Annotated in this window: 16 protein-coding genes; 10 read left to right on the forward strand and 6 right to left on the reverse strand. The window is 72.4% G+C overall.

Annotated elements, in window-relative coordinates; all coding sequences use genetic code 11:
* Positions 1 to 44 precede the first annotated feature (44 nt).
* The 3 genes from AC07CM_RS03800 to AC07CM_RS03810 all read right to left on the reverse strand — a co-directional run bounded on the left by AC07CM_RS03800 (position 45) and on the right by AC07CM_RS03810 (position 3,635).
* Positions 45 to 1,310 (reverse strand): NAD(P)/FAD-dependent oxidoreductase, encoded by a 1,266-nt coding sequence (locus AC07CM_RS03800; RefSeq protein ID WP_478874705.1) that lies wholly within the window; start codon positions 1,308 to 1,310, stop codon positions 45 to 47.
* A 104-nt stretch (positions 1,311 to 1,414) separates the two neighbouring features.
* A complete protein-coding gene (locus AC07CM_RS03805) occupies positions 1,415 to 2,689 on the reverse strand; it encodes a deoxyguanosinetriphosphate triphosphohydrolase (protein ID WP_478874706.1) in 1,275 nt (424 codons plus the stop codon).
* Positions 2,690 to 2,774: 85 nt separating this feature from the next.
* Complete coding sequence (locus AC07CM_RS03810; protein WP_478874707.1) at positions 2,775 to 3,635, reverse strand: sirohydrochlorin chelatase; 861 nt, start codon at positions 3,633 to 3,635, stop codon at positions 2,775 to 2,777.
* A gap of 153 nt (positions 3,636 to 3,788) precedes the next feature.
* Between AC07CM_RS03810 and AC07CM_RS03815 the strand changes: the two genes are divergently transcribed.
* From AC07CM_RS03815 to AC07CM_RS03825, 3 genes are all read left to right on the forward strand, one after another.
* Positions 3,789 to 4,466, forward strand: coding sequence for a SanA/YdcF family protein (locus tag AC07CM_RS03815; RefSeq protein WP_478874708.1), 678 nt, complete (start codon positions 3,789 to 3,791; stop codon positions 4,464 to 4,466).
* 139 nt (positions 4,467 to 4,605) lie between these two features.
* Positions 4,606 to 6,780: a molybdopterin oxidoreductase family protein gene (locus tag AC07CM_RS03820; protein ID WP_478874709.1), complete on the forward strand. Its 2,175-nt coding sequence runs from the start codon at positions 4,606 to 4,608 to the stop codon at positions 6,778 to 6,780.
* Between the two features lie 59 nt (positions 6,781 to 6,839).
* Positions 6,840 to 7,670: an arylamine N-acetyltransferase family protein gene (locus AC07CM_RS03825; RefSeq protein WP_478874710.1), complete on the forward strand. Its 831-nt coding sequence runs from the start codon at positions 6,840 to 6,842 to the stop codon at positions 7,668 to 7,670.
* On the opposite strand, the gene AC07CM_RS03830 is transcribed toward AC07CM_RS03825, so the two are convergent.
* Complete coding sequence (locus AC07CM_RS03830; protein ID WP_478874711.1) at positions 7,671 to 8,105, reverse strand: gamma-glutamylcyclotransferase family protein; 435 nt, start codon at positions 8,103 to 8,105, stop codon at positions 7,671 to 7,673.
* A gap of 137 nt (positions 8,106 to 8,242) precedes the next feature.
* On the opposite strand from AC07CM_RS03830, the gene AC07CM_RS03835 reads away from it, so the two are divergent.
* From AC07CM_RS03835 to nirD, 6 genes are all read left to right on the forward strand, one after another.
* Positions 8,243 to 9,892: a M4 family metallopeptidase gene (locus AC07CM_RS03835; RefSeq protein WP_478874712.1), complete on the forward strand. Its 1,650-nt coding sequence runs from the start codon at positions 8,243 to 8,245 to the stop codon at positions 9,890 to 9,892.
* Between the two features lie 350 nt (positions 9,893 to 10,242).
* The gene (locus tag AC07CM_RS03840) at positions 10,243 to 10,812 is read left to right on the forward strand and encodes a hypothetical protein (protein ID WP_478874713.1); all 570 of its coding nucleotides are present in this window, start codon (positions 10,243 to 10,245) and stop codon (positions 10,810 to 10,812) included.
* 153 nt (positions 10,813 to 10,965) lie between these two features.
* Positions 10,966 to 11,607: a class F sortase gene (locus AC07CM_RS03845; protein ID WP_478874714.1), complete on the forward strand. Its 642-nt coding sequence runs from the start codon at positions 10,966 to 10,968 to the stop codon at positions 11,605 to 11,607.
* A gap of 195 nt (positions 11,608 to 11,802) precedes the next feature.
* On the forward strand, positions 11,803 to 13,017 hold the full coding sequence (locus AC07CM_RS03850) for an NAD(P)/FAD-dependent oxidoreductase (RefSeq protein ID WP_478874715.1): 1,215 nt from the start codon (positions 11,803 to 11,805) through the stop codon (positions 13,015 to 13,017).
* Positions 13,018 to 15,636: a nitrite reductase large subunit NirB gene (gene nirB, locus AC07CM_RS03855; RefSeq protein WP_478874716.1), complete on the forward strand. Its 2,619-nt coding sequence runs from the start codon at positions 13,018 to 13,020 to the stop codon at positions 15,634 to 15,636.
* Positions 15,633 to 15,983 carry a nitrite reductase small subunit NirD gene (nirD, locus tag AC07CM_RS03860; protein ID WP_478874717.1) on the forward strand — a complete coding sequence of 117 codons (351 nt, stop codon included), beginning with the start codon at positions 15,633 to 15,635 and terminating at the stop codon, positions 15,981 to 15,983. Before nirB ends, nirD begins: the two co-directional genes overlap by 4 nt.
* A 170-nt stretch (positions 15,984 to 16,153) precedes the next feature.
* Here the strand turns inward: nirD and AC07CM_RS03865 are convergent, their stop codons facing one another.
* Both AC07CM_RS03865 and AC07CM_RS03870 read right to left on the reverse strand, forming a co-directional pair.
* Positions 16,154 to 17,080 carry an oxidoreductase gene (locus AC07CM_RS03865; RefSeq protein ID WP_478874718.1) on the reverse strand — a complete coding sequence of 309 codons (927 nt, stop codon included), beginning with the start codon at positions 17,078 to 17,080 and terminating at the stop codon, positions 16,154 to 16,156.
* Between the two features lie 37 nt (positions 17,081 to 17,117).
* Positions 17,118 to 17,456: a hypothetical protein gene (locus AC07CM_RS03870; protein WP_478874719.1), complete on the reverse strand. Its 339-nt coding sequence runs from the start codon at positions 17,454 to 17,456 to the stop codon at positions 17,118 to 17,120.
* A gap of 204 nt (positions 17,457 to 17,660) precedes the next feature.
* On the opposite strand from AC07CM_RS03870, the gene AC07CM_RS03875 reads away from it, so the two are divergent.
* Positions 17,661 to 18,611 (forward strand): zinc metalloprotease, encoded by a 951-nt coding sequence (locus AC07CM_RS03875; protein WP_478874720.1) that lies wholly within the window; start codon positions 17,661 to 17,663, stop codon positions 18,609 to 18,611.
* The last annotated feature ends 274 nt before the right edge of the window (positions 18,612 to 18,885 follow it).

Genomic DNA, 18,885 nt, shown 5'->3' on the forward strand with positions numbered 1-18,885 from the left:
TGAATTCTACGGGGGCCGTGTGACAGTGCCGGCGCTCCAGGAGGTCAGGAGGCGACGCCGTCGAGTGGTACGTGGGGGTCCGCGAGTGCTTCGGTGTTCACCCGGGCCTTGGAACGGATGAGCTGCTGGATCTGCTCTGTGACATCCCACACGTTCACGTTCATCCCGGCCAGGACCCGGCCATCGCGCACCCAGAACGCGATGAACTCCCGCTTGCCCGCGTCGCCCCTGATCACCACCTCGTCGTACGACCCGGGCGGCGCCCACCCGCTGTACTCCATGCCCAGGTCGTACTGGTCGGTGAAGAAGTAGGGCACGCGGTCGTAGGTGACGTCCTGGCCGAGCATCGCGCGGGCCGCGGCCGGGCCGCCGTTCAGCGCGTTCGCCCAGTGCTCGACCCGGAGCCGGGTGTCGAAGAGGGGGTGCGGGAAGGCGGCGACGTCACCGGCCGCGTAGATGTCGGGGTCGGAGGTCCGCAGCCGTTCGTCCACCAGGACACCGCCTCCGTGCGCCCGGTCGGCCGGCTCGAGCCCGGCCGCCTCCGCGAGCGCGACCCGCGGTGCCGCGCCGATCGCGGCGAGAACGGCGTGCGCCGGGTGCTCCTCGCCGTCGTCGGTGCGGGTCGCGAGGACCATGCCGTCCTGCCCGACGATCTCGGTGAGCCGGACCCCGAAGCGGAAGCGGACCCCGTGCGCGCGGTGCAGCTCGGCGAAGACGTTGCCCAGCTCGGGACCGAGGACGCCGTGCAGCGGGGTCGGCGCCGGCTCGATCACGGTGACCTCGGCGCCGTACTCGCGGGCCGCCGCCGCGACCTCCAGGCCGATCCAGCCGGCGCCCGCGATCACGATGTGCCCGTTGTCCCGGCCGAGCGAGGTGAGGACGCCCTTGAGCCGCTCGGCGTGGGCGAGGCGGCGCAGGTGGTGGACGCCGACCAGGTCCGTGCCCGGGATGTCGAGGCGGCGGGGCTCCGCGCCGGTGGCGAGCAGGAGCTTGTCGTAGTGGACGAGGGTGCCGTCGTCACCGAAGCGCACGGTCTTCGCGGCGCGGTCGATCCGGTCGACGGTCTGGCCGAGGTGCAGCTCGATGTCGTTCTGCGCGTACCAGGCGGGCTCGTGCACGAAGACGCTGTCCCGCTCCTCCTTGCCGAGCAGGTAGCCCTTGGACAGCGGCGGGCGCTCGTACGGGTGGTCACGCTCGTCACAGATCAGTATCACGCGCCCGGTGAAGCCCTCCGCACGGAGCGTCTCGGCCGCCTTCGCGCCGGCGAGACCGCCTCCGACGATGACGAATGTCTGATCCGCGTCGACCACTTGATGCCTCCTCGTAAGGGTGCCGCCACATGCGAGCGTCCCGCACGCAGCGTGGTGCGGGAAGAGGGAGTGACCCGATCAGGCCACCCTGGGTCACTTTCCTTTCACATATGCCCCCTTAGTCTCGCGTGCAGCGAGCGTGCTGAGGCGTCGGTCAGGGAGGCGATCTGGTCGACGATCACCCGCTTGCGCGCGTTGTCGTCGGGTGCCTCGTCGAACAGTGCCCGGAACTGCGGGTCAAGACCGTCCGGGGCGCGGGCGGTGAGCGCCTCGGCCAGCTCGGCGACCACCACCCGCTGGTCGGCGCGCAGCCGCTCCTGCTCGGCGCGCTGCATCACGTACCGGTCGGCGACGGCCTTGAGCACCGCGCACTCCAGGCGGGCCTCGCGGGGTACGACGAGTTCGGCGCCGTAGCGGGTGAGCCGGCCGCCGCCGTACGCGGCGCGTGTCGCGCCCTCGGCGGCCAGGCAGAACCGGCCGATGAGCTGGCTGGTGGCGTCCTTGAGGCGGGCCTGGGCGACCGCCGTGCCGTCGTAGCCGTGCGGCCACCACTCCTGGTCCTGGAGGCGGTCGAGGGCGGCGGCCAGCTCGGCCGGGTCGGTGTCCGCGGGGACGTAGCGGCCGACGGCCACGTCGAACACCGCCTGCCGCTCGGGTTCGGCGTGCAGGCAGTCGGGGTCGATGTGGCCGGCGTGCAGGCCGTCCTCGACATCGTGCACCGAGTAGGCCACGTCGTCCGACCAGTCCATGACCTGGGCCTCGAAGCAGGTGCGGGTGCCGGGGGCGGTGCTGCGGACCCAGTCGAACACGGGGCGGTCGTCCTCGTACACGCCGAACTTCGGGGACGCCGGGTCGGTGGGGTGGGCGCCGCGCGGCCAGGGGTACTTGGTGGCGGCGTCCAGGGCGGCGCGGGTGAGGTTGAGGCCGACGGAGCCCTCGGGGGTGAAGCGCTTGGGCTCGATGCGGGTGAGGAGTCTGAGGGACTGCGCGTTGCCCTCGAAGCCGCCGCAGTCGTCGGCGAACTCGTTCAGGGCCTGTTCGCCGTTGTGCCCGAAAGGGGGATGGCCGAGGTCGTGGGAGAGGCAGGCCGCTTCCACCAGGTCGGGGTCGCAGCCGAGCGCCGCGCCCAGCTCCCGGCCGACCTGGGCACACTCCAGGGAGTGGGTCAGCCGGGTGCGGGGGCTCGCGTCCCAGGCCTGGTTGCGGGTGCCCGGCGTGACGACCTGGGTCTTGCCGGCCAGACGCCGTAGGGCGGCGGAGTGCAGAATCCGGGCGCGGTCGCGTTGGAAGGCGGTGCGGCCCGGGCGTTTGTCGGGCTCGGAGGCCCATCGTTCGAGTGACGCAGGGTCGTAGGTGTCGAGGAGTGCGGTGCCTTCCATGATTCGACAGTAAGCGTCGGCGGTGACAATCGGGGGGTGCCGGGCGCCCGGTGGTGTGCCGGGTTCGGTTTCAGAGCCTCGCGCTTCAGGCCGAGGCCAGTTCCGCCTCCGTCGTCGCCCGTGCCTGGTCGTAGCGGTGGAGGACCAGGCGGGCCATCGCCTCGTGGGCTCCCAGGGGAGCCGAGGCGATCCAGGGGGCCTGCTCCGCGCACTGCGTCGCGAACCGGCCCGGTGCCGTGAAGTACGAGGCCACGGCCACCGCGTGGCGGCCCCGCGCGGCCAGTGCCCGCAGCGCCGTCGGGACCGTCGGGGTCGCCGCCGAGGCGTATGCCGGGACCACCGGGACGCCCAGGCGGTCGGCGAGGAGACGGGCCGTGCGCCGGGTGTCGGTGGCGGAGTCGCGGTCGCGGGAGCCGGCCGCCGCGAGCACGACGGCCCCGGTCCTGCGCGTGCCCGCGTCCGTGTTCGCGGGCCAGCCGGCCTCGATCAGACGGGCGTGGAGGGTCTCCACCAGGAGCGGGTGCGGGCCGAGCGGGTCGGCCACGCGCGCGTGTGCCGACGCGGCCGCGGCCATCTCGGGGATGTCCCGCTTGACGTGGTAGCCGCGGCCGAGAAGGAGCGGTACGAGGACGGCGCGGGTGTCGCCGAGGGCCGCGAGGGTGTCCGGGAGCAGGGGTTCGTTCAGCTCGATGTGGCCCAGGTGCACGGGGAGCCGCGGGCGCAGCTCGCGCACGCGGTCCATCAGGGCCCGTACGGTGTCCAGCGCGCGCGGGTCGCGGCTGCCGTGGGCGACCAGGACGAGGGCGGCCGGGGCCGGGCGGCGGCGTCCGATCGGCGAGACGAGCCTGAGCCGGCCGGCGAGCTGGCTGCTGATGCTGTTCATGAGGTGCGCCGTGCTGTCGAGGTGGATGGTGGACTCGTCGCGAGGAGGGTTCGACGCCGTCATGGAACGATCCTGACGGCGGGAGGTTGCGTGGCCGTTGCCGGGTCGTCACGGGTATTTTCCGCGGGTTCACGTCGTACGGATGCACGATGTGAGGCGAACCGGATCGCCGTGGCTCGCGTCCTCCATGGTCGGAACCGATTCCTGGGGGACCGTATGAAGATCCGTCGGCCGCGGCTGCCGCGCACCCGCAAGGGGCGGCGCCGGCTGGTGCAGGCCGTGATGGCCGGGTGCGTGCTGGCGCTGCTGCCGGCCACCTGGCTGTACGTGTCGACGGCGGACCGGCTGCGGACCACGGCGGACGTACCACGCGCCGACGTCGCCGTCGTGTTCGGGGCCGGGCTGTGGGACGGGGAGCCGTCGCCGTACCTCGCGCACCGGCTGGACGCTGCGGCCAGGCTGTACCGGACGGGCCGGATCAAGGTCGTCCTGGTCACCGGGGACAACAGCCGCGAGGACTACGACGAGCCGGACGCCATGCGCGCCTACCTCAGGAAGCACGGGGTGCCGGACGCGCGGATCGTGAGCGACTACGCCGGTTTCGACACCTGGGACTCCTGTGTGCGGGCCAAGGAGATCTTCGGGGTGGACCGGGCCGTGCTGATCAGCCAGGGCTTCCACATCCGGCGGGCGGTGGCGCTGTGCGAGGCGGCGGGCGTGGAGTCGTACGGGGTCGGCGTGGCCGCCAAGCACGACGCGACCTGGTACTACGGCGGCACGCGTGAGGTGTTCGCGGCCGGCAAGGCGGCGCTGGACGCGCTGTTCCAGCCGGATCCGCGGTTCCTCGGCCGGAAGGAGCCCGGGGTGGCGCGGGCGCTCGCGGCGGGCCGGTGACCCGGGGCGGCCCGGGGTTCGCCGCCGAGCGGCGGCGGTCGCCCTCACGGCGCCCGGGCCGGCGCGGGGAGGTGGCCGTCCCGGCCGTGTAACCGGGAGCGGGCCCGGGCCGTAACACGCCCGAAGCACGCTGGTCCGCATGGAGACCACCTCGACGCCCACCCACTGCCCGTACTGCGCCCTGCAGTGCGGGATGAACATCACGCCCCTGCCGCAGGGGGGCGTCGAGGTGACCGAACGGCCGGACTTCCCGGTGAACCGGGGCGCGCTGTGCGGCAAGGGCCGTACGGCACCGGCGGTGCTGTCGTCGGCGGTCCGGCTGACCTCGCCGCTGGTGCGCTCCGGTGGCCGGCTGGTGCCCGCCTCCTGGGAGGAGGCGCTGGACCGGATCGCCGGCGCGCTGGGGTCGGCCCGGGAGCGGTACGGCGCCGATGCCCTGGGGGTGTTCGGCGGGGGTGGGCTGACGAACGAGAAGGCCTACGCGCTGGGCAAGTTCGCGCGGGTGGTGCTGGGCACCTCACAGATCGACTACAACGGCCGCTTCTGCATGTCGTCGGCGGCGGCCGCCGGCACGAAGGCGTTCGGTCTGGACCGGGGCCTGCCGTTCCCGCTGGAGGACGTCCCGCGCACCGGCTGCGTGATCCTGGTCGGCTCCAACCTCGCCGAGACCATGCCTCCCTCGCTGCGCTTCTTCAGCGAACTGCGCGAGAACGGCGGCACGTTGATCGTCGTCGACCCGCGCCGCACGAAGACCGCCGAGCAGGCCGACCTGCACCTGGCACCCCGCCCGGGGACGGATCTCGCGCTGGCACTGGGTCTGTTGCACCTGGTGGTGGCCGAGGGGCGCACGGACGAGGAGTACATCCGGGAGCGCACGGCCGACTGGGAGGAGGCCCGGGCGGCGGCGATGGGGCACTGGCCGGAGTACGTGGAGCGGATCACGGGGGTGTCCGTCCCACAACTACGGGAGGCCGTACGGCTGTTCTGCGAACCGGCGTCGGCGATGGTGCTGACGGCGCGGGGGCCGGAGCAGCAGTCCAAGGGGACGGACACGGTGGGCGCCTGGATCAACCTGTGTCTGGCGACCGGCCGCGCGGGCCGTCCGCTGTCCGGGTACGGCTGCCTGACCGGGCAGGGCAATGGGCAGGGTGGGCGCGAACACGGCCAGAAGGCCGACCAGTTGCCGGGTTACCGCAAGCTGGACGACCCGGCGGCGCGGCGGCACGTGGCCGAGGTGTGGGGTGTGGACCCGGACAGCCTGCCCGGGCCGGGGCGCAGCGCCTACGAGTTGCTGGACGCCCTGGGCACGGACGTCCGGACACTGCTGCTGATGGGCTCCAACCCGGTGGTGTCGGCGCCGCGCGCGGCGCACGTCGAGGAGCGGCTGCGCTCACTGGACTTCCTGGCCGTGTGCGATGTGGTCCTCTCGGAGACGGCGGAGCTCGCGGACGTCGTCCTGCCGGTCACCCAGTGGGCCGAGGAGACGGGGACGACGACCAGTCTGGAGGGCAGGGTCCTGCTGCGCCGCCGGGCGGTCGGCCCGCCGGCCGGCGTCCGCAGCGACCTGGAGGTCCTGCACGCCCTGGCCGCCCGCCTCGGCGTGGAGAAGGGCTTCCCGGCCGACCCCGAGGAGGTCTTCGAGGAGCTGCGCCGGGCGAGCGCGGGCGGTCCGGCGGACTACTCGGGGATCAGCTACCGCAGGCTCGCGGAGGGGAACGGGGTGTTCTGGCCGTGTCCGGCGGACCCCGCCGGGGACGGCGAGGACACACTGCTCGACGGCCTGCCCGACGACCCGGCCCGGGACGCCGAGGCCGGCGGCTCCTCCCCCGCCCTTTCCGACGCGCACCCCGGCACCCCGCGTCTCTTCCTCGACCGGTTCGCCACCGAGGACGGCCGGGCCCGGTTCGTCGCCGTGACGCACCGGGCGAGCGCCGAGGAGCCGGACGCCGAGTACCCGCTGCTGCTGACGACCGGCCGGGTGGTCGCGCAGTACCAGTCCGGCGCGCAGACGCGCCGGGTGGCCGAGCTGAACGCGGCCGCACCCGGCCCGTTCGTGGAACTCCACCCGCGCCTCGCGGCCCGGCTCGGGGCGGCCGAGGGCGACCCGGTGGCGGTGGTCTCCCGGCGCGGCCGCGCCGTGGCTCCCGCCCGCATCACCGCCGGCATTCGCCCGGACACCGTCTTCATGCCCTTCCACTGGCCGGGCGAGGGCCGGGCCAACACCCTCACCAACCCGGCGCTCGACCCGACGTCGCGCATGCCGGAGTTCAAGACGTGCGCGGTCCGGGTGGAAGCCCTGGGACCACAGGAGTAGCGCGGTCTCCGTCCCGGGGAGGCGGTCACGGCGGGGCGGCCCGGCTTAGGGTTTCAGGCATGTCCGACAGCGAGCGGTTCGACCTCGACGCCTATCTGGAGCGCATCGGATGGGAGGGCGACAGGCAGGCCCGTCTCGGGACCCTGCGGGGTGTGCACCTCGCGCACGCCCTGAGCATCCCCTTCGAGAACCTGGACGCCCTGGGCGGCCGGGCCCCGTCCCTGGCCCCGGCGGATCTGCTGGCCAAGCTGGTGCACGGCCGGCGCGGCGGCTACTGCTACGAGCACAACACCCTGCTCGGGCTGGCGCTGGAGGCGCTCGGCCTCCGGGTGGGCGGGCTGGCAGGCCGGGTCGTGCTGGGTGCCCCGAATCCCGAGAGCCGTCCGCGTACGCACATGATGCTGCGCGTGGAGGTGCCGGGTGAGCCGCGGCCGTATCTGGCGGACGTCGGTTTCGGGGCGGCCGGGGCGCTGCTGGCTCCGGTGCCGCTGGCCGTCGGGGAGGAGTTCGAGGGCGGCGGGCGCCGGCACCGTTTGGTGCAGCCGCCGTACGACGGGCCGCTGGAGCTGTGGGCGTTGCAGGCGTACGACTGGGACGTGCGGGACTGGGTGAGCCAGTACGCGTTCACGCTGGAGCCGTTCGCCGCGCCCGACTTCGAGGTGTTCAACTGGCACGTCGGGACCAACCCCCGCTCCCCCTTCACCCACCGCCCCTATCTGCAGCGGACCACTCCCGAGGGGCATCTCGCCCTGGACGGCGCCCGGCTGGTCGAGACCCGTGCCGACGGCACGGTGACCGAGCGCGAGCTCACCGGGGAGGCGGAGGCGCGGCGCGTGGTGGCGGAGGAGTTCGGGATCGCCGTGCCCGAGGGGCTGACGCTGCTGGGCTGATCAGCGGCGGGACAGCCAGTCGCCGTCCTCGATGCGTGTGCCGCGTGTGCGCAGCCGGGCGGCGACGGGCGCCGCCGCGAGGTACACCCAGGCCCGGACGGGGCTGCCGTCCGGGCGCCGTACGTCCCGGGCGACGCGCTCGTAGAGGTTGCGGGGGTCGCCCGGCACGTACTCCTCCAGCCGGTCCAGTTCGGCGAGCAGGGGGCCGTAGGCGTCCGGGAGCGCGGTGACCAGCTCGCCGTTTATCGCCCCTGCTCCGGGCTCCTCGACGGCGTAGGGGTAGCCGGGGCCGTCGTAGAGGGCCGCGTCCGTCAGGCGGGCCGGTTCCTCCGACCCCGTACGCCCGCGCAGGAACAGGTCGTGGTTGGGCTCGCCGGGGCGAAGGGTGCCGTAGACGAAGAACGGCAGGGGGTGTCGGTGGTCCGGAGCGATCACGGAAACGATTCTGTACCCCCTCCGGGTCCCCACACATCTCCATGAAGACGCTATGGACATGCCATGTCATGGCCTCTTAAATCTCAGGAACGTCAGCGCCACCCCCACGCCTCGAAGGCGCCTCCCCAAGGAGACAGATGAGTCGGATACGTCAGCACGTCCGAGGATCCCGTCGTCTCGCCACCGCCGGCGTCGCCGTCACGACCGCGACCCTGCTGGCCGCCGCCCTCTCCCCCGCCGCACACGCCGACGCCCGGCCGACCCGGGCCACCGCCGTCGAGAACGCGGCCTCGGCCCTTGTGGCGCACGCGGCGAGTCTGGGCCTGACCACCGCCCAGGACACCAGCGTCCGCGACGTCGTCGTGGACCGGAACGGCACCCAGCACGTCCGGTACGACCGTACCTATCACAACCTCCCCGTGCTCGGCGGCGACTTCGTGGTCCACCTGGCTCCGGACGGCGCTTTCCGCAGCGCCGACCGGGCGACGAGAAGCCACATTTCGCTGTCCTCGATCATCCCCGCCGTGTCGGGCCCCAAGGCCGCCGACCTCGCGGTGAACGCCCTGCGCGCCGCCAACCTCGGCGAGACGCTGAAGAAGGTGAAGGCCAAGCCGGAGCTGGTCGTCGACGCCCTGCACGGCACGCCGAAGCTCGCCTGGCGCACCGACGCCGTCGGCCTCGACTCGCTCGGCAACCCGGTCGCCCGGACCGTGCTGACCGACGCCCGCACCGGCGCCCAGATCGACGCCTGGGACAGCATCGAGACGGCCACCGGCGACGGCAAGTCGCTCTACAGCGGCACGGTTCCGCTGGAGACGACCCAGTCGGGGTCGTCGTACCAGCTCAAGGACCCGACGCGCGGCAACACCTACACCGGTGACGCCGAGGGCAAGACCGACCTGTGCTTCTTCGGCATCTGCTTCAGCCGGGCCCCCGCGACCCTGTTCACGGACGCCGACAACCACTGGGGCTCGGGCAGCAACACCGACCGCTCCTCGGCCGCCGTCGACGCCCAGTACGGCACCAACGAGACCTGGGACTACTACAAGAACGTCCACGGCCGCAACGGCATCGCGGGCGACGGCAAGGGCTCGTACAACCGCGTCCACTACGGCAGCAACTACAACAACGCCTTCTGGGACGACAGTTGCTTCTGCATGACGTACGGCGACGGCGACGGCAGCACCTTCGGGCCACTGGTCGCGCTGGACGTGGCGGGGCACGAGATGACCCACGGGGTGACGTCGAAGACGGCCGCCCTGACCTACTCGGGCGAGTCCGGCGGACTCAACGAGGCCACCTCCGACATCCTCGGCACCATGGTGGAGTGGTACGCGAACAGCTCCTCCGACCCCGGTGACTACCTCATCGGCGAGAAGATCGTGAAGTCGGGCTTCGGCAAGCCGGCCCTGCGCTTCATGGACAAGCCCTCCAAGGACGGCAGTTCGGCGGACTACTGGAGCAGTTCGGTCGGCAACCTCGACGTCCACTACTCCTCGGGCGTCGCGAACCACTTCGCCTACCTGCTCGCGGAGGGCAGCGGCGCGAAGACCATCAACGGGGTCAGCTACAACTCGCCGACCTACAACGGCTCGACGGTCACCGGCATCGGCCGGGACAAGGTCGGCAAGATCTGGTACCGGGCGCTGACGGTCTACATGACGTCCTCCACGAACTACGCGGGAGCGAGGACGGCGACCCTCAACGCGGCGAAGGACCTGTACGGCGCGGGGAGCACGGAGTACAACACGGTGGCGGCGGCGTGGAGCGGCGTCAACGTGAACTGAGGCCCGGCTTGCGGGCGGAGGGCCGGTACCTGAACGGGCACCGGCCCTCCGGTGTGCGCGGCCACGGCGGACGCGGGTGGGCCGGTGGGGGCGATGCGAGGGCTCCGTCACCCGTTCACCGGCGCCCGTCGCTCCATTCGTGTTCTTTTCATACTTGTTGTCTCGGGCGCTTCACGCACCCCTCATGACCTGCCGGAACGTGATCCCGCTGGGCTGTGTGGGTGCCACGGGAGTCACCCGTTCACCACATTCCTGACGAGCTCTCAGGAAGCGGACCGGGCCGAGGGCCATTTACCTCGGAAGGGCAGGGGCGCACCCCTGAACGAGTCGGACAAGCTCAGGGGAGCACCATGCGACGCACCGCCCGTCTGCTGACCGGTACCGCGCTCGCCGTGGCCACGGCGGGACTCGCCACGGCACCGGCCCACGGTGCCGAGGCGCGCGCGCTCACGCTCTCGGCCCCGGCCCGCCCCCTCGGCGCGCTCACCGACAGCCTGCAGGTGTACCCGTCGACGACGGTCCCGGGCAGCCAGGTCACCGTGAACACCGCGGCGTGCGGGGACAAGGGCTCGGCGATCGGGGACGCGGGCGCGGTCGGCGCCGGGACCTTCACGCTGGCGCCCAGCACGCACGAGGGCGAGGCGATCGGCCAGTTCCGGGTGCCGCCGAGCGCGCAGCCGGGGACGTACGAGATCGTCGCGAGGTGCGCGGAGGGGTCCAAGCAGGTCACGGGCGACCTGGTGGTGGCGTTGACCGCGGCGCACGAGCAGGTGCAGCCGCGGGGAAGTGTGAAGACGGGGGTCGGTGGCGCACTCGGCACCGACCCCGTGCATACCACGGCGGGTGTGGCGGCTCTGGCCGTCGCCGCCGCGGGCGGTACCTGGCTCCTGCATCGCCGGGCGAGAGGCGACGGGATCTGACGGACACCCTCCGCTGTCCGTCCACCGGTACCGCAAGTCCCCGCCCCCTCCGGGTCCGATGCCCCTCGCGGCCCGGAGGGGGCTGGGGGCCCACCTCGGGGACCCGCCCGGTCCCCGCCTCGCAGGAGGTCCGCCTCCGGAAGAGGGGTTCGTATGCGCAGGATCGGGGACACCGCGATAGCCGCGGTCACCGTCGTCGCCCTCGGCTCGGCGGTGTGGCTGCTCGGCGCCGGGAGCGGGACGCACGCGCCGCCGCAGCCGACGGCCGCCGAGGGCCGGCCCGACCCGGGTGAGGAGCGGCTCACGGCCGCCGCGCTCGAACCGTCCCCGCCCACCCGCATCCGCATCCCCGCGATCCGCGTGAACGCCGCCCTCATGGGCCTGGCGCTCACCTCCGCCGGAAGCCTCGACGTGCCGCCCGCCGAGAAGAAGAACCTCGCCGGCTGGTACGAGGCCGGCACCACGCCCGGAGAGACGGGCACCGCGATCGTCGCGGGCCATGTCGACAACACCGAGGGCCCCGCCGTCTTCTACGACCTCGGCGCCCTCAAGCGCGGCGCGATCATCGAGGTGGACCGCCAGGACGGTTCGGTGGCCGTGTTCACCGTGGACGCGGTGGAGGTGTACGCGGCGAGGAACTTCCCCGACGACAAGGTCTACGGCGCCGCGAAGCGCCCCGAGCTGCGCGTCATCACCTGCGGCGGCGGCTACTCGAAGACCACCGGCTACCAGGGCAACGTGGTGGTGTTCGCCCATCTGACGGGCAGCCGGGCGTCCTCCCAGGACAGGAGCTAGGCACATCCGAGCGGCGTCTGGGCCGAACGCCTGGTCGAAGCCGCCTCACAGGCCGCCTCACCAGTCACCTCACAGCGCTCACCGGCGTGCGCTCGGGACCCTCACACCCCCTGGCCGCCCCCGCTGAGGGCAGCGTTCCTCACGGGAAACAGGAGTGATGCGACCGGGTAACGTCGGGGCCGCACGCTGCGATGCATGACCTCGAAAACGCGTGTGGTGGTGATCGGCGCCGGCCTCGCGGGCGCACGGCTCGCCCGGCGGCTCGGTGAGCTGGGCACGCCCGCGCTGCTCGTCGGCGACGAGGAGCACCCGCCGTACAACCGGGTCCTGCTCGCCGAGGTGCTGGCCGGCCGGTACGCGCCGGAGGTGATCGCCCTCCCCGCGCCCGGCGGCCATGTACGCACCCGGATCACCGGCATCGACCGCGCGGCCCGGCGGCTGCACCGGGCCGACGGCGCGCCGATCGCATACGACACGCTGGTGCTGGCCACCGGCTCCAACCCCGTGCTGCCGCCGCTGCGTGGTCTGTTCACGCCCGACCACCAGCTCCCCGAGGGCGTCCACGCGTTCCGCACGATGGACGACTGCCTGGGCCTGTCCAAGGCGGTACGACCGGGTGTGCGGGCGGTCGTCGTCGGCGGCGGGCTGCTCGGGGTCTCCGCGGCCCGCGCGCTGGCCGTGCGCGGCGCGCAGGTGGTGCTCGCCCAGCAGGCCGAGCGGCTCATGGAGCGCCAGCTCGACCCGAACGCCTCCCGGCTGGTGCTGCGGCATCTGAAGGACCTCGGCGTCGAGGTGCACACCGAGTGCCGGGTGCGGGACGTGCACTCGGTCGGCGGCGCGGTCCGCTCGGTGGAGATGGCCGACGGGTACGCGCTCGACGCCGACCTCGTGGTGCTCGCCTGCGGGGTACGGCCGCGCACCGGCCTCGCCGAGCAGGCGGGCCTCGCCGTCCACAAGGGCGTCCTCGTCGACGACGAACTGCGCACCTCCGACCCGCACATCCACGCCGTCGGCGACTGCGCCCAGCACGACGGGATGCTGTACGGCCTCGCCGCCCCGGCCCTCGAACAGGCCGACGCCCTCGCCGAGCTGCTGGCCGGCGACCCGAACGCCCGCTACACCGGCACCCGTTCGCTGACCCGGCTGACCCTCACCGGTCCCGGCTCCCCCTTCGACCTCGCCGCGTTCGGTGAGACCGAGGCCCGTCCCGGCGACGACGTCGTACAGCTCACCGACGCCACCCGGGGCACCTACCGCAAGGTCGTCGTCCGCGACGACCGCCTGGTCGGCGGGGTCCTCGTCGGCGAACTCGGCACCGTCGGCGCGCTCGCCCGCGCCTGGGAGGGAGCAGAGCCGCTCCCGACGGACGGCCCGCTGCTCCACCTGCTCACCAACGATGGAGGCTCCTGAATGACCGCCACCCCGGGGCCCACCCCCACGATCGTGCTCGTCGGCCACGGCATGGTCGGCCAGCGCTTCCTCGAAGCGCTCGCCGAGCGCGGCCTGACCGCCACGCACCGCGTGGTCGTGCTCTGCGAGGAGCCGCGCCCGGCGTACGACCGCGTCCAGCTGACCTCGTACTTCTCCGGCCGGACGGCCGAGGACCTCTCGCTGACCGACATGGGGTTCATCAAGGACCACGGCATCGAACTGCACGTCGGCGACCCCGCTGAGACCGTCGACCGCGAGGCGAGGAGGGTGACCGCACGCTCGGGTCTGGTCGTCGACTACGACGTCCTGGTCCTGGCCACCGGCTCCTACCCGTTCGTGCCGCCGGTGCCGAACAAGGACGCCACCGGCTGCTTCGTCTACCGCACGATCGAGGACCTGCTCGCGATCGAGGAGTACGCGAGGACGAAGGCGACCACGGGTGCCGTGGTCGGCGGCGGACTGCTCGGCCTGGAGGCGGCGGGTGCCCTCAAGGGCCTCGGACTCACCTCGCACATCGTGGAGTTCGCGCCGCGCCTGATGCCGGTGCAGGTGGACGACGGCGGTGGCGCGGCGCTGCTGCGGACCATCGAGGACATGGGCCTGACGGTCCACACCGGCGTGGGCACCCAGGAGATCGTGACCGACGCCGCGGGCGCCGTCACCGGCATGAAGCTGTCCGACGGCTCCGAACTCGCCACCGACCTGGTGGTGTTCAGCGCCGGTGTCCGCCCCCGCGACCAACTGGCCCGCGACTGCGGCCTGGCGGTCGGCGAGCGCGGCGGCATCACGGTCGACGAGCGGTGTCGGACGGTCACCGACCCGCACGTGTTCGCGATCGGCGAGTGCGCGCTGGCCGCGGACGGCCGGGTGTACGGCCTGGTGGCCCCGGGGTACGAGCAGGCCGAGACGGCCGCCGCGGCCATCGCCGAGGACGACACCGACCAGTTGACGTTCACCGGCGCCGACCTGTCCACCAAGCTGAAGCTGCTCGGCGTGGACGTGGCGTCCTTCGGCGACGCGCACGGCACCGCCGAGGGCTGCCTGGACGTCGTCTACTCCGACTCCCGTGCGGGCCTGTACAAGAAGCTGGTCATCGGCCGCGACGGCACGCTGCTCGGCGGCATCCTGGTCGGCGACGCGGAAGCGTACGGCACGCTGCGCGCGCTGACGGGTTCGGTGCCCCCCATCTCCCCCGAGTCCCTCGTCCTGCCCGCCGGAGCGGACTCGGGGGCCCAGCTCGGCCCGTCCGCCCTGCCGGACGAGGCGATCATCTGCTCCTGCCACAACGTCAGCAAGGGCACGATCCGGGGCGCGGTCACCGAGCACAACTGCGTGACCGTGCCCGAGGTGAAGAAGTGCACCAAGGCCGGCACCGGCTGCGGCAGCTGCGTCAAGGTGCTCGGCCAGCTCGTCGACGCCGAGCTGGAGGCGAGCGGCGTCGAGGTGGACAAGGGCCTGTGCGGCTGCTTCTCCCAGACCCGCGAGGAGCTGTACGAGATCGTCCGCGCCCTGCGCATCACGTCCTACCGGGACCTGCTGGACCGGTACGGCCGCGAGGGCGCCCCGGGCGGCGACGGCTGCGAGGTCTGCAAGCCGGCGGTCGGCTCGATCATCGCCTCGCTCGCCCCGGCGATCGGCGCGAGCGGCTACGTCCTGGACGGTGAGCAGGCGGCCCTGCAGGACACCAACGACCACTTCCTCGCCAACCTGCAGAAGAACGGCTCGTACTCGGTGGTGCCGCGGATCCCCGGTGGGGAGATCGCGCCCGAGAAGCTGATCGTGATCGGTGAGATCGCCCGGGACTTCGGCCTCTACACGAAGATCACCGGTGGCCAGCGGATCGACATGTTCGGCGCCCGGGTGGAGCAACTGCCGCTGATCTGGGCGCGGTTGGTCGACGCCGGTTTCGAGTCCGGGCACGCGTACGGCAAGGCGCTGCGCACCGTGAAGTCGTGCGTGGGCCAGACCTGGTGCCGCTACGGCGTCCAGGACTCGGTCCGCATGGCGATCGACCTGGAGCTGCGCTACCGGGGGCTGCGCTCCCCGCACAAGCTGAAGTCGGCGGTCTCCGGCTGCCAGCGCGAGTGCGCCGAGGCCCAGTCGAAGGACTTCGGGGTGATCGCCACCGCCAACGGCTGGAACCTGTACGTCGGCGGCAACGGCGGCGCGACCCCGCGCCACGCCGATCTGCTGGCGCAGGACCTGTCCGACGCCGAACTGGTCCGGCTGATCGACCGGTTCCTGATGTTCTACATCCGCACCGCCGACCGCCTCGAGCGCACCTCGACCTGGCTGGAGCGGATCCCGGGCGGCCTGGACCACGTACGGGACGTGGTGGTGCACGACTCGCTCGGCATCTGCGACGAGCTGGAGCGGCTCATGCGGGCCCACGTCGCGCACTACCGCGACGAGTGGGCCGAGACAGTCAACGACCCCGAGAAGCTGGCCCGGTTCGTGTCCTTCGTGAACGCCCCGGACACCCCGGACCCGGTCGTCGCCTTCGTTCCCGAGCGCGACCAGATGAAGCCCGACCTGCCACTGCTGTCCATCGGCATGCGAACCGCCGACGAGGTCCTGGAAGGAAGCGCCCAGCGATGACCCTGGCACTCGAGACGACCGACCTGAAGGTCCAGCTCCAGCTGGAGGACGGCTGGTTCACCGTCTGCGACCTGCACCGGCTGGCACCCGGACGCGGGGTGGCCGCCCTGCTCCCGGACGGCCGCCAGGCGGCCCTGTTCCGGGACCGGTCGGACCGGCTGTACGCCATCGGCAACCGCGACCCGTTCACCGGCGCGGCCGTCCTCTCCCGCGGCCTGACCGGCACCCACCTGGGCCGCCCGTTCGTGGCGTCCCCGCTGCTGAAGCAGCGCTTCGACCTGGCGACCGGGCACTGCCTGGACGACGAGTCGGTGCGGGTGCCGACGTACGAGGTGCGATCGCTCTGATTCTCGGGATCTCCGGCACCCAGGAGGTCGCCGCCGTCCTCCACCTGGCCTCGGCCGCCGCGGCCTCGCCCGTCGGCACCGACCTGGTGGTGGACAGCGGCGGCTCCCTGTGAGCGGCGCGTCCGCCGGAGGGCTCGTCGAACACACGGAGGGGGCGTTGTGGCGGTGTGTCACACCTCGAGAGCGCCGAAATCAACCCCGGTCAGTCGCACGGAGGCATCCCAAAGCCTGCCCGCCGCCGCGTCGTTGAGCGTCCAGGGCGCCCGCCAGGACGGCGCGGGCGCACCCCGCCACATCGCGAAGGAGGGCCCGAGGAAGGAGTCCGGCCGTACACCGTCCGCGGTCGCCGCGTACAGCGTGGGCAGCGCGCCCGCCTCGGCCGGCTGGGCGAAGAGCCGGTTGCCGATCTCCATGGCCCGCTCGGCGCCCCTGCGCCCCTCGGCCCGTGGCCCGGCGGTCTGCAGGTTGGTGGCGGCGTATCCCGGGTGTGCGGCGGCCGCGACGACGTCGCCGCCGCGGTCGGCGAGCCTGCGCGCCAGCTCGTGCGTGAAGAGCAGGTTGGCGGTCTTGGACCGGGCGTACGCGATCCAACGCCGGTAGTGACGCTCGCTGTTGAGGTCGCGCAGGTCGATGTTGGCGAGGGCGTGCATCAGGCTGGAGACGGTGACGACACGGGCGCCCGGCGTGGCCAGCAGGGCGGGCAGCAGCAGTCCGGTGAGCGCGAAGTGCCCCAGGTGGTTGACCCCGAACTGCGTCTCGAACCCGTCCACCGTGGTCCCGTGGGGCAGTGCCATCACACCGGCGTTGTTGACGAGCAGGTCGATCCGCTCGTACGGCCGCCGGCCCGCGAAGTCCCGCACGGAGGCGAGGTCCCCGAGATCGAGCCGTGCGAGCTCGACGGCGGCTCGGGGCACTTCCGCCCGGAGGCGCTCGACCGCCTCCTCACCCCGCCTCCCGCTCCGGCAGGCGAGCACCACCCGGGCTCCCTTGCGGGCCAGCTCGCGGGCGGTGACGTAGCCGAGCCCGCTGTTGGCTCCGGTGACGACGGCGACGCGCCCGGTCTGGTCCGGCAGGTCGCGTGTGTGCCATCCGGACATTCGCCGAACTCCTGTCCACGAAGGGAGGTTGAATCTTTCACCTTTGATCCGTACGGATCCAGCGGATCCGCAGGACCTCGTCGTCGCAGTCCACGATCTCCAGTTCCCGCTCGCGCTGCCGCCCGTCGCTCGCGGGGTAGGAGACCACGAGATGCCGGTCGTCCACGAGGCGCCAGCGGCCGGGCACGGCGTCCGGCGCGTCGCCGCGGCCCACCGGATGGTTGACGAAGACACCATCCGGGGCGAACTCCAGCCCACCGCGGCCCCGCGCCGGCGGGAAGGGGTGGTCGTCCGGCCGATAGACCGTCACATCCCCGGTGTCCTCCTCGAAGGAGTGCACCCAGGAGCGGAACAGGCCCGGGGGAAGCGCGCCCATGGTCCCACCACCTCACCGACGTTGGATTTATTACAAATTGACCGTTTTGTGGAGTCAGGCCTAGTGTAGAAGACATCGGCTGGTGTACAGCTGCCGCACCGGGCCCTCGCTCCATCGCACTCGAGCGGCGAGAGCCCCCTCAGCGGGTGACCGCTCCCCGCCGGAACAGCGTTCCTTCGCAGCCATTTTCGAGAAGGCACAGCCATGTCCAACGCAGAGTCGTTCCTCCGTGCCACCTCAGCCCAGTACAGCCGCTGGTGCGGCGCGATGGAGGTGCACCGCAGACTCCTCGACCGGAACCCCGAGTACGCAGCGAACCGCGCGACCATCGAGAACACCGCCTTCGCCTACGAACGGGCACAGCAGACGACGGCACGGCAGGGCGTGATCGACATCCCCGTCGTCGTGCACGTGGTCTTCAACACGCCCGAGCAGGACATCGGCGAGGCCCAGATCCAGAGCCAGATCGACGTCCTCAACCAGGACTACCGGGCCGCCAACCCGGACATCACGCGAGTGCCGGACGTGTGGCGGGACCTCGCCGCCGATGCCCGCGTCGAGTTCCATCTCGCCAGAACCGACTCCCTCGGGCGCCCCACCGACGGCATCACCCGCACCCACACCCCCCACCGCGACTTCGACACGGACGACATGGTCAAGTTCTCGCTCAGCGGGGGCATGGACGCCTGGCCGGCCAACACCTACCTCAACCTCTGGGTGTGCCAGCTGCGGCGCGGACTGCTCGGGTACGCCCAGTTCCCGGGCGGCGCCGCCTCCACGGACGGAGTCGTCATCACGCACACCGGCTTCGGGACCACGGGCACGGCCACCGCACCGTTCAACGGCGGGCGCACCGCCACGCACGAGATCGGGCACTGGCTGAACCTGCGGCACATCTGGGGCGACGACGACGAGGGCTGCAGCGGCAGCGACTTCGTGTCGGACACGCCCAACCAGGCCGGACCCAACCTCGGCTCGCCCGCCTTCCCCCATGTGACGTGCGGCAACGCGCCGAGCGGCGACATGTTCATGAACTACATGGACTACACCGACGACGCGGCCATGTTCATGTTCACCCAGGGCCAGGCGGCCCGCATGGACGCCGCCCTCGACCACGCCCGCCTGCCACTGACCCGGCAGGCCGCGCTGGTATGACGGCACACCGGAGGGGCGGCACCCCCGCACAGGGTGTAAGAGCAACACCCTGAGCTGGGAACTCGACATCCGCCGCCCCTCCTAGGGCACTCTCAGGGCACATCGCCGAGCGCGGCCTCCATCATGGCGGCGGTCCGGCCTTCCTCCGCCTCCCACAAGTGCGTGTACACGTTCAGCTGCCGGCCACGTTCTCGATCACGTACGGCCGGCCCGTGGCTTTGAGCGCCGCTCGGGTCGGGGCGATGAGCCGGGGATAAGTGCGGCCCACGGCCCC

Source organism: Streptomyces sp. NPDC044061, from assembly GCF_056434305.1.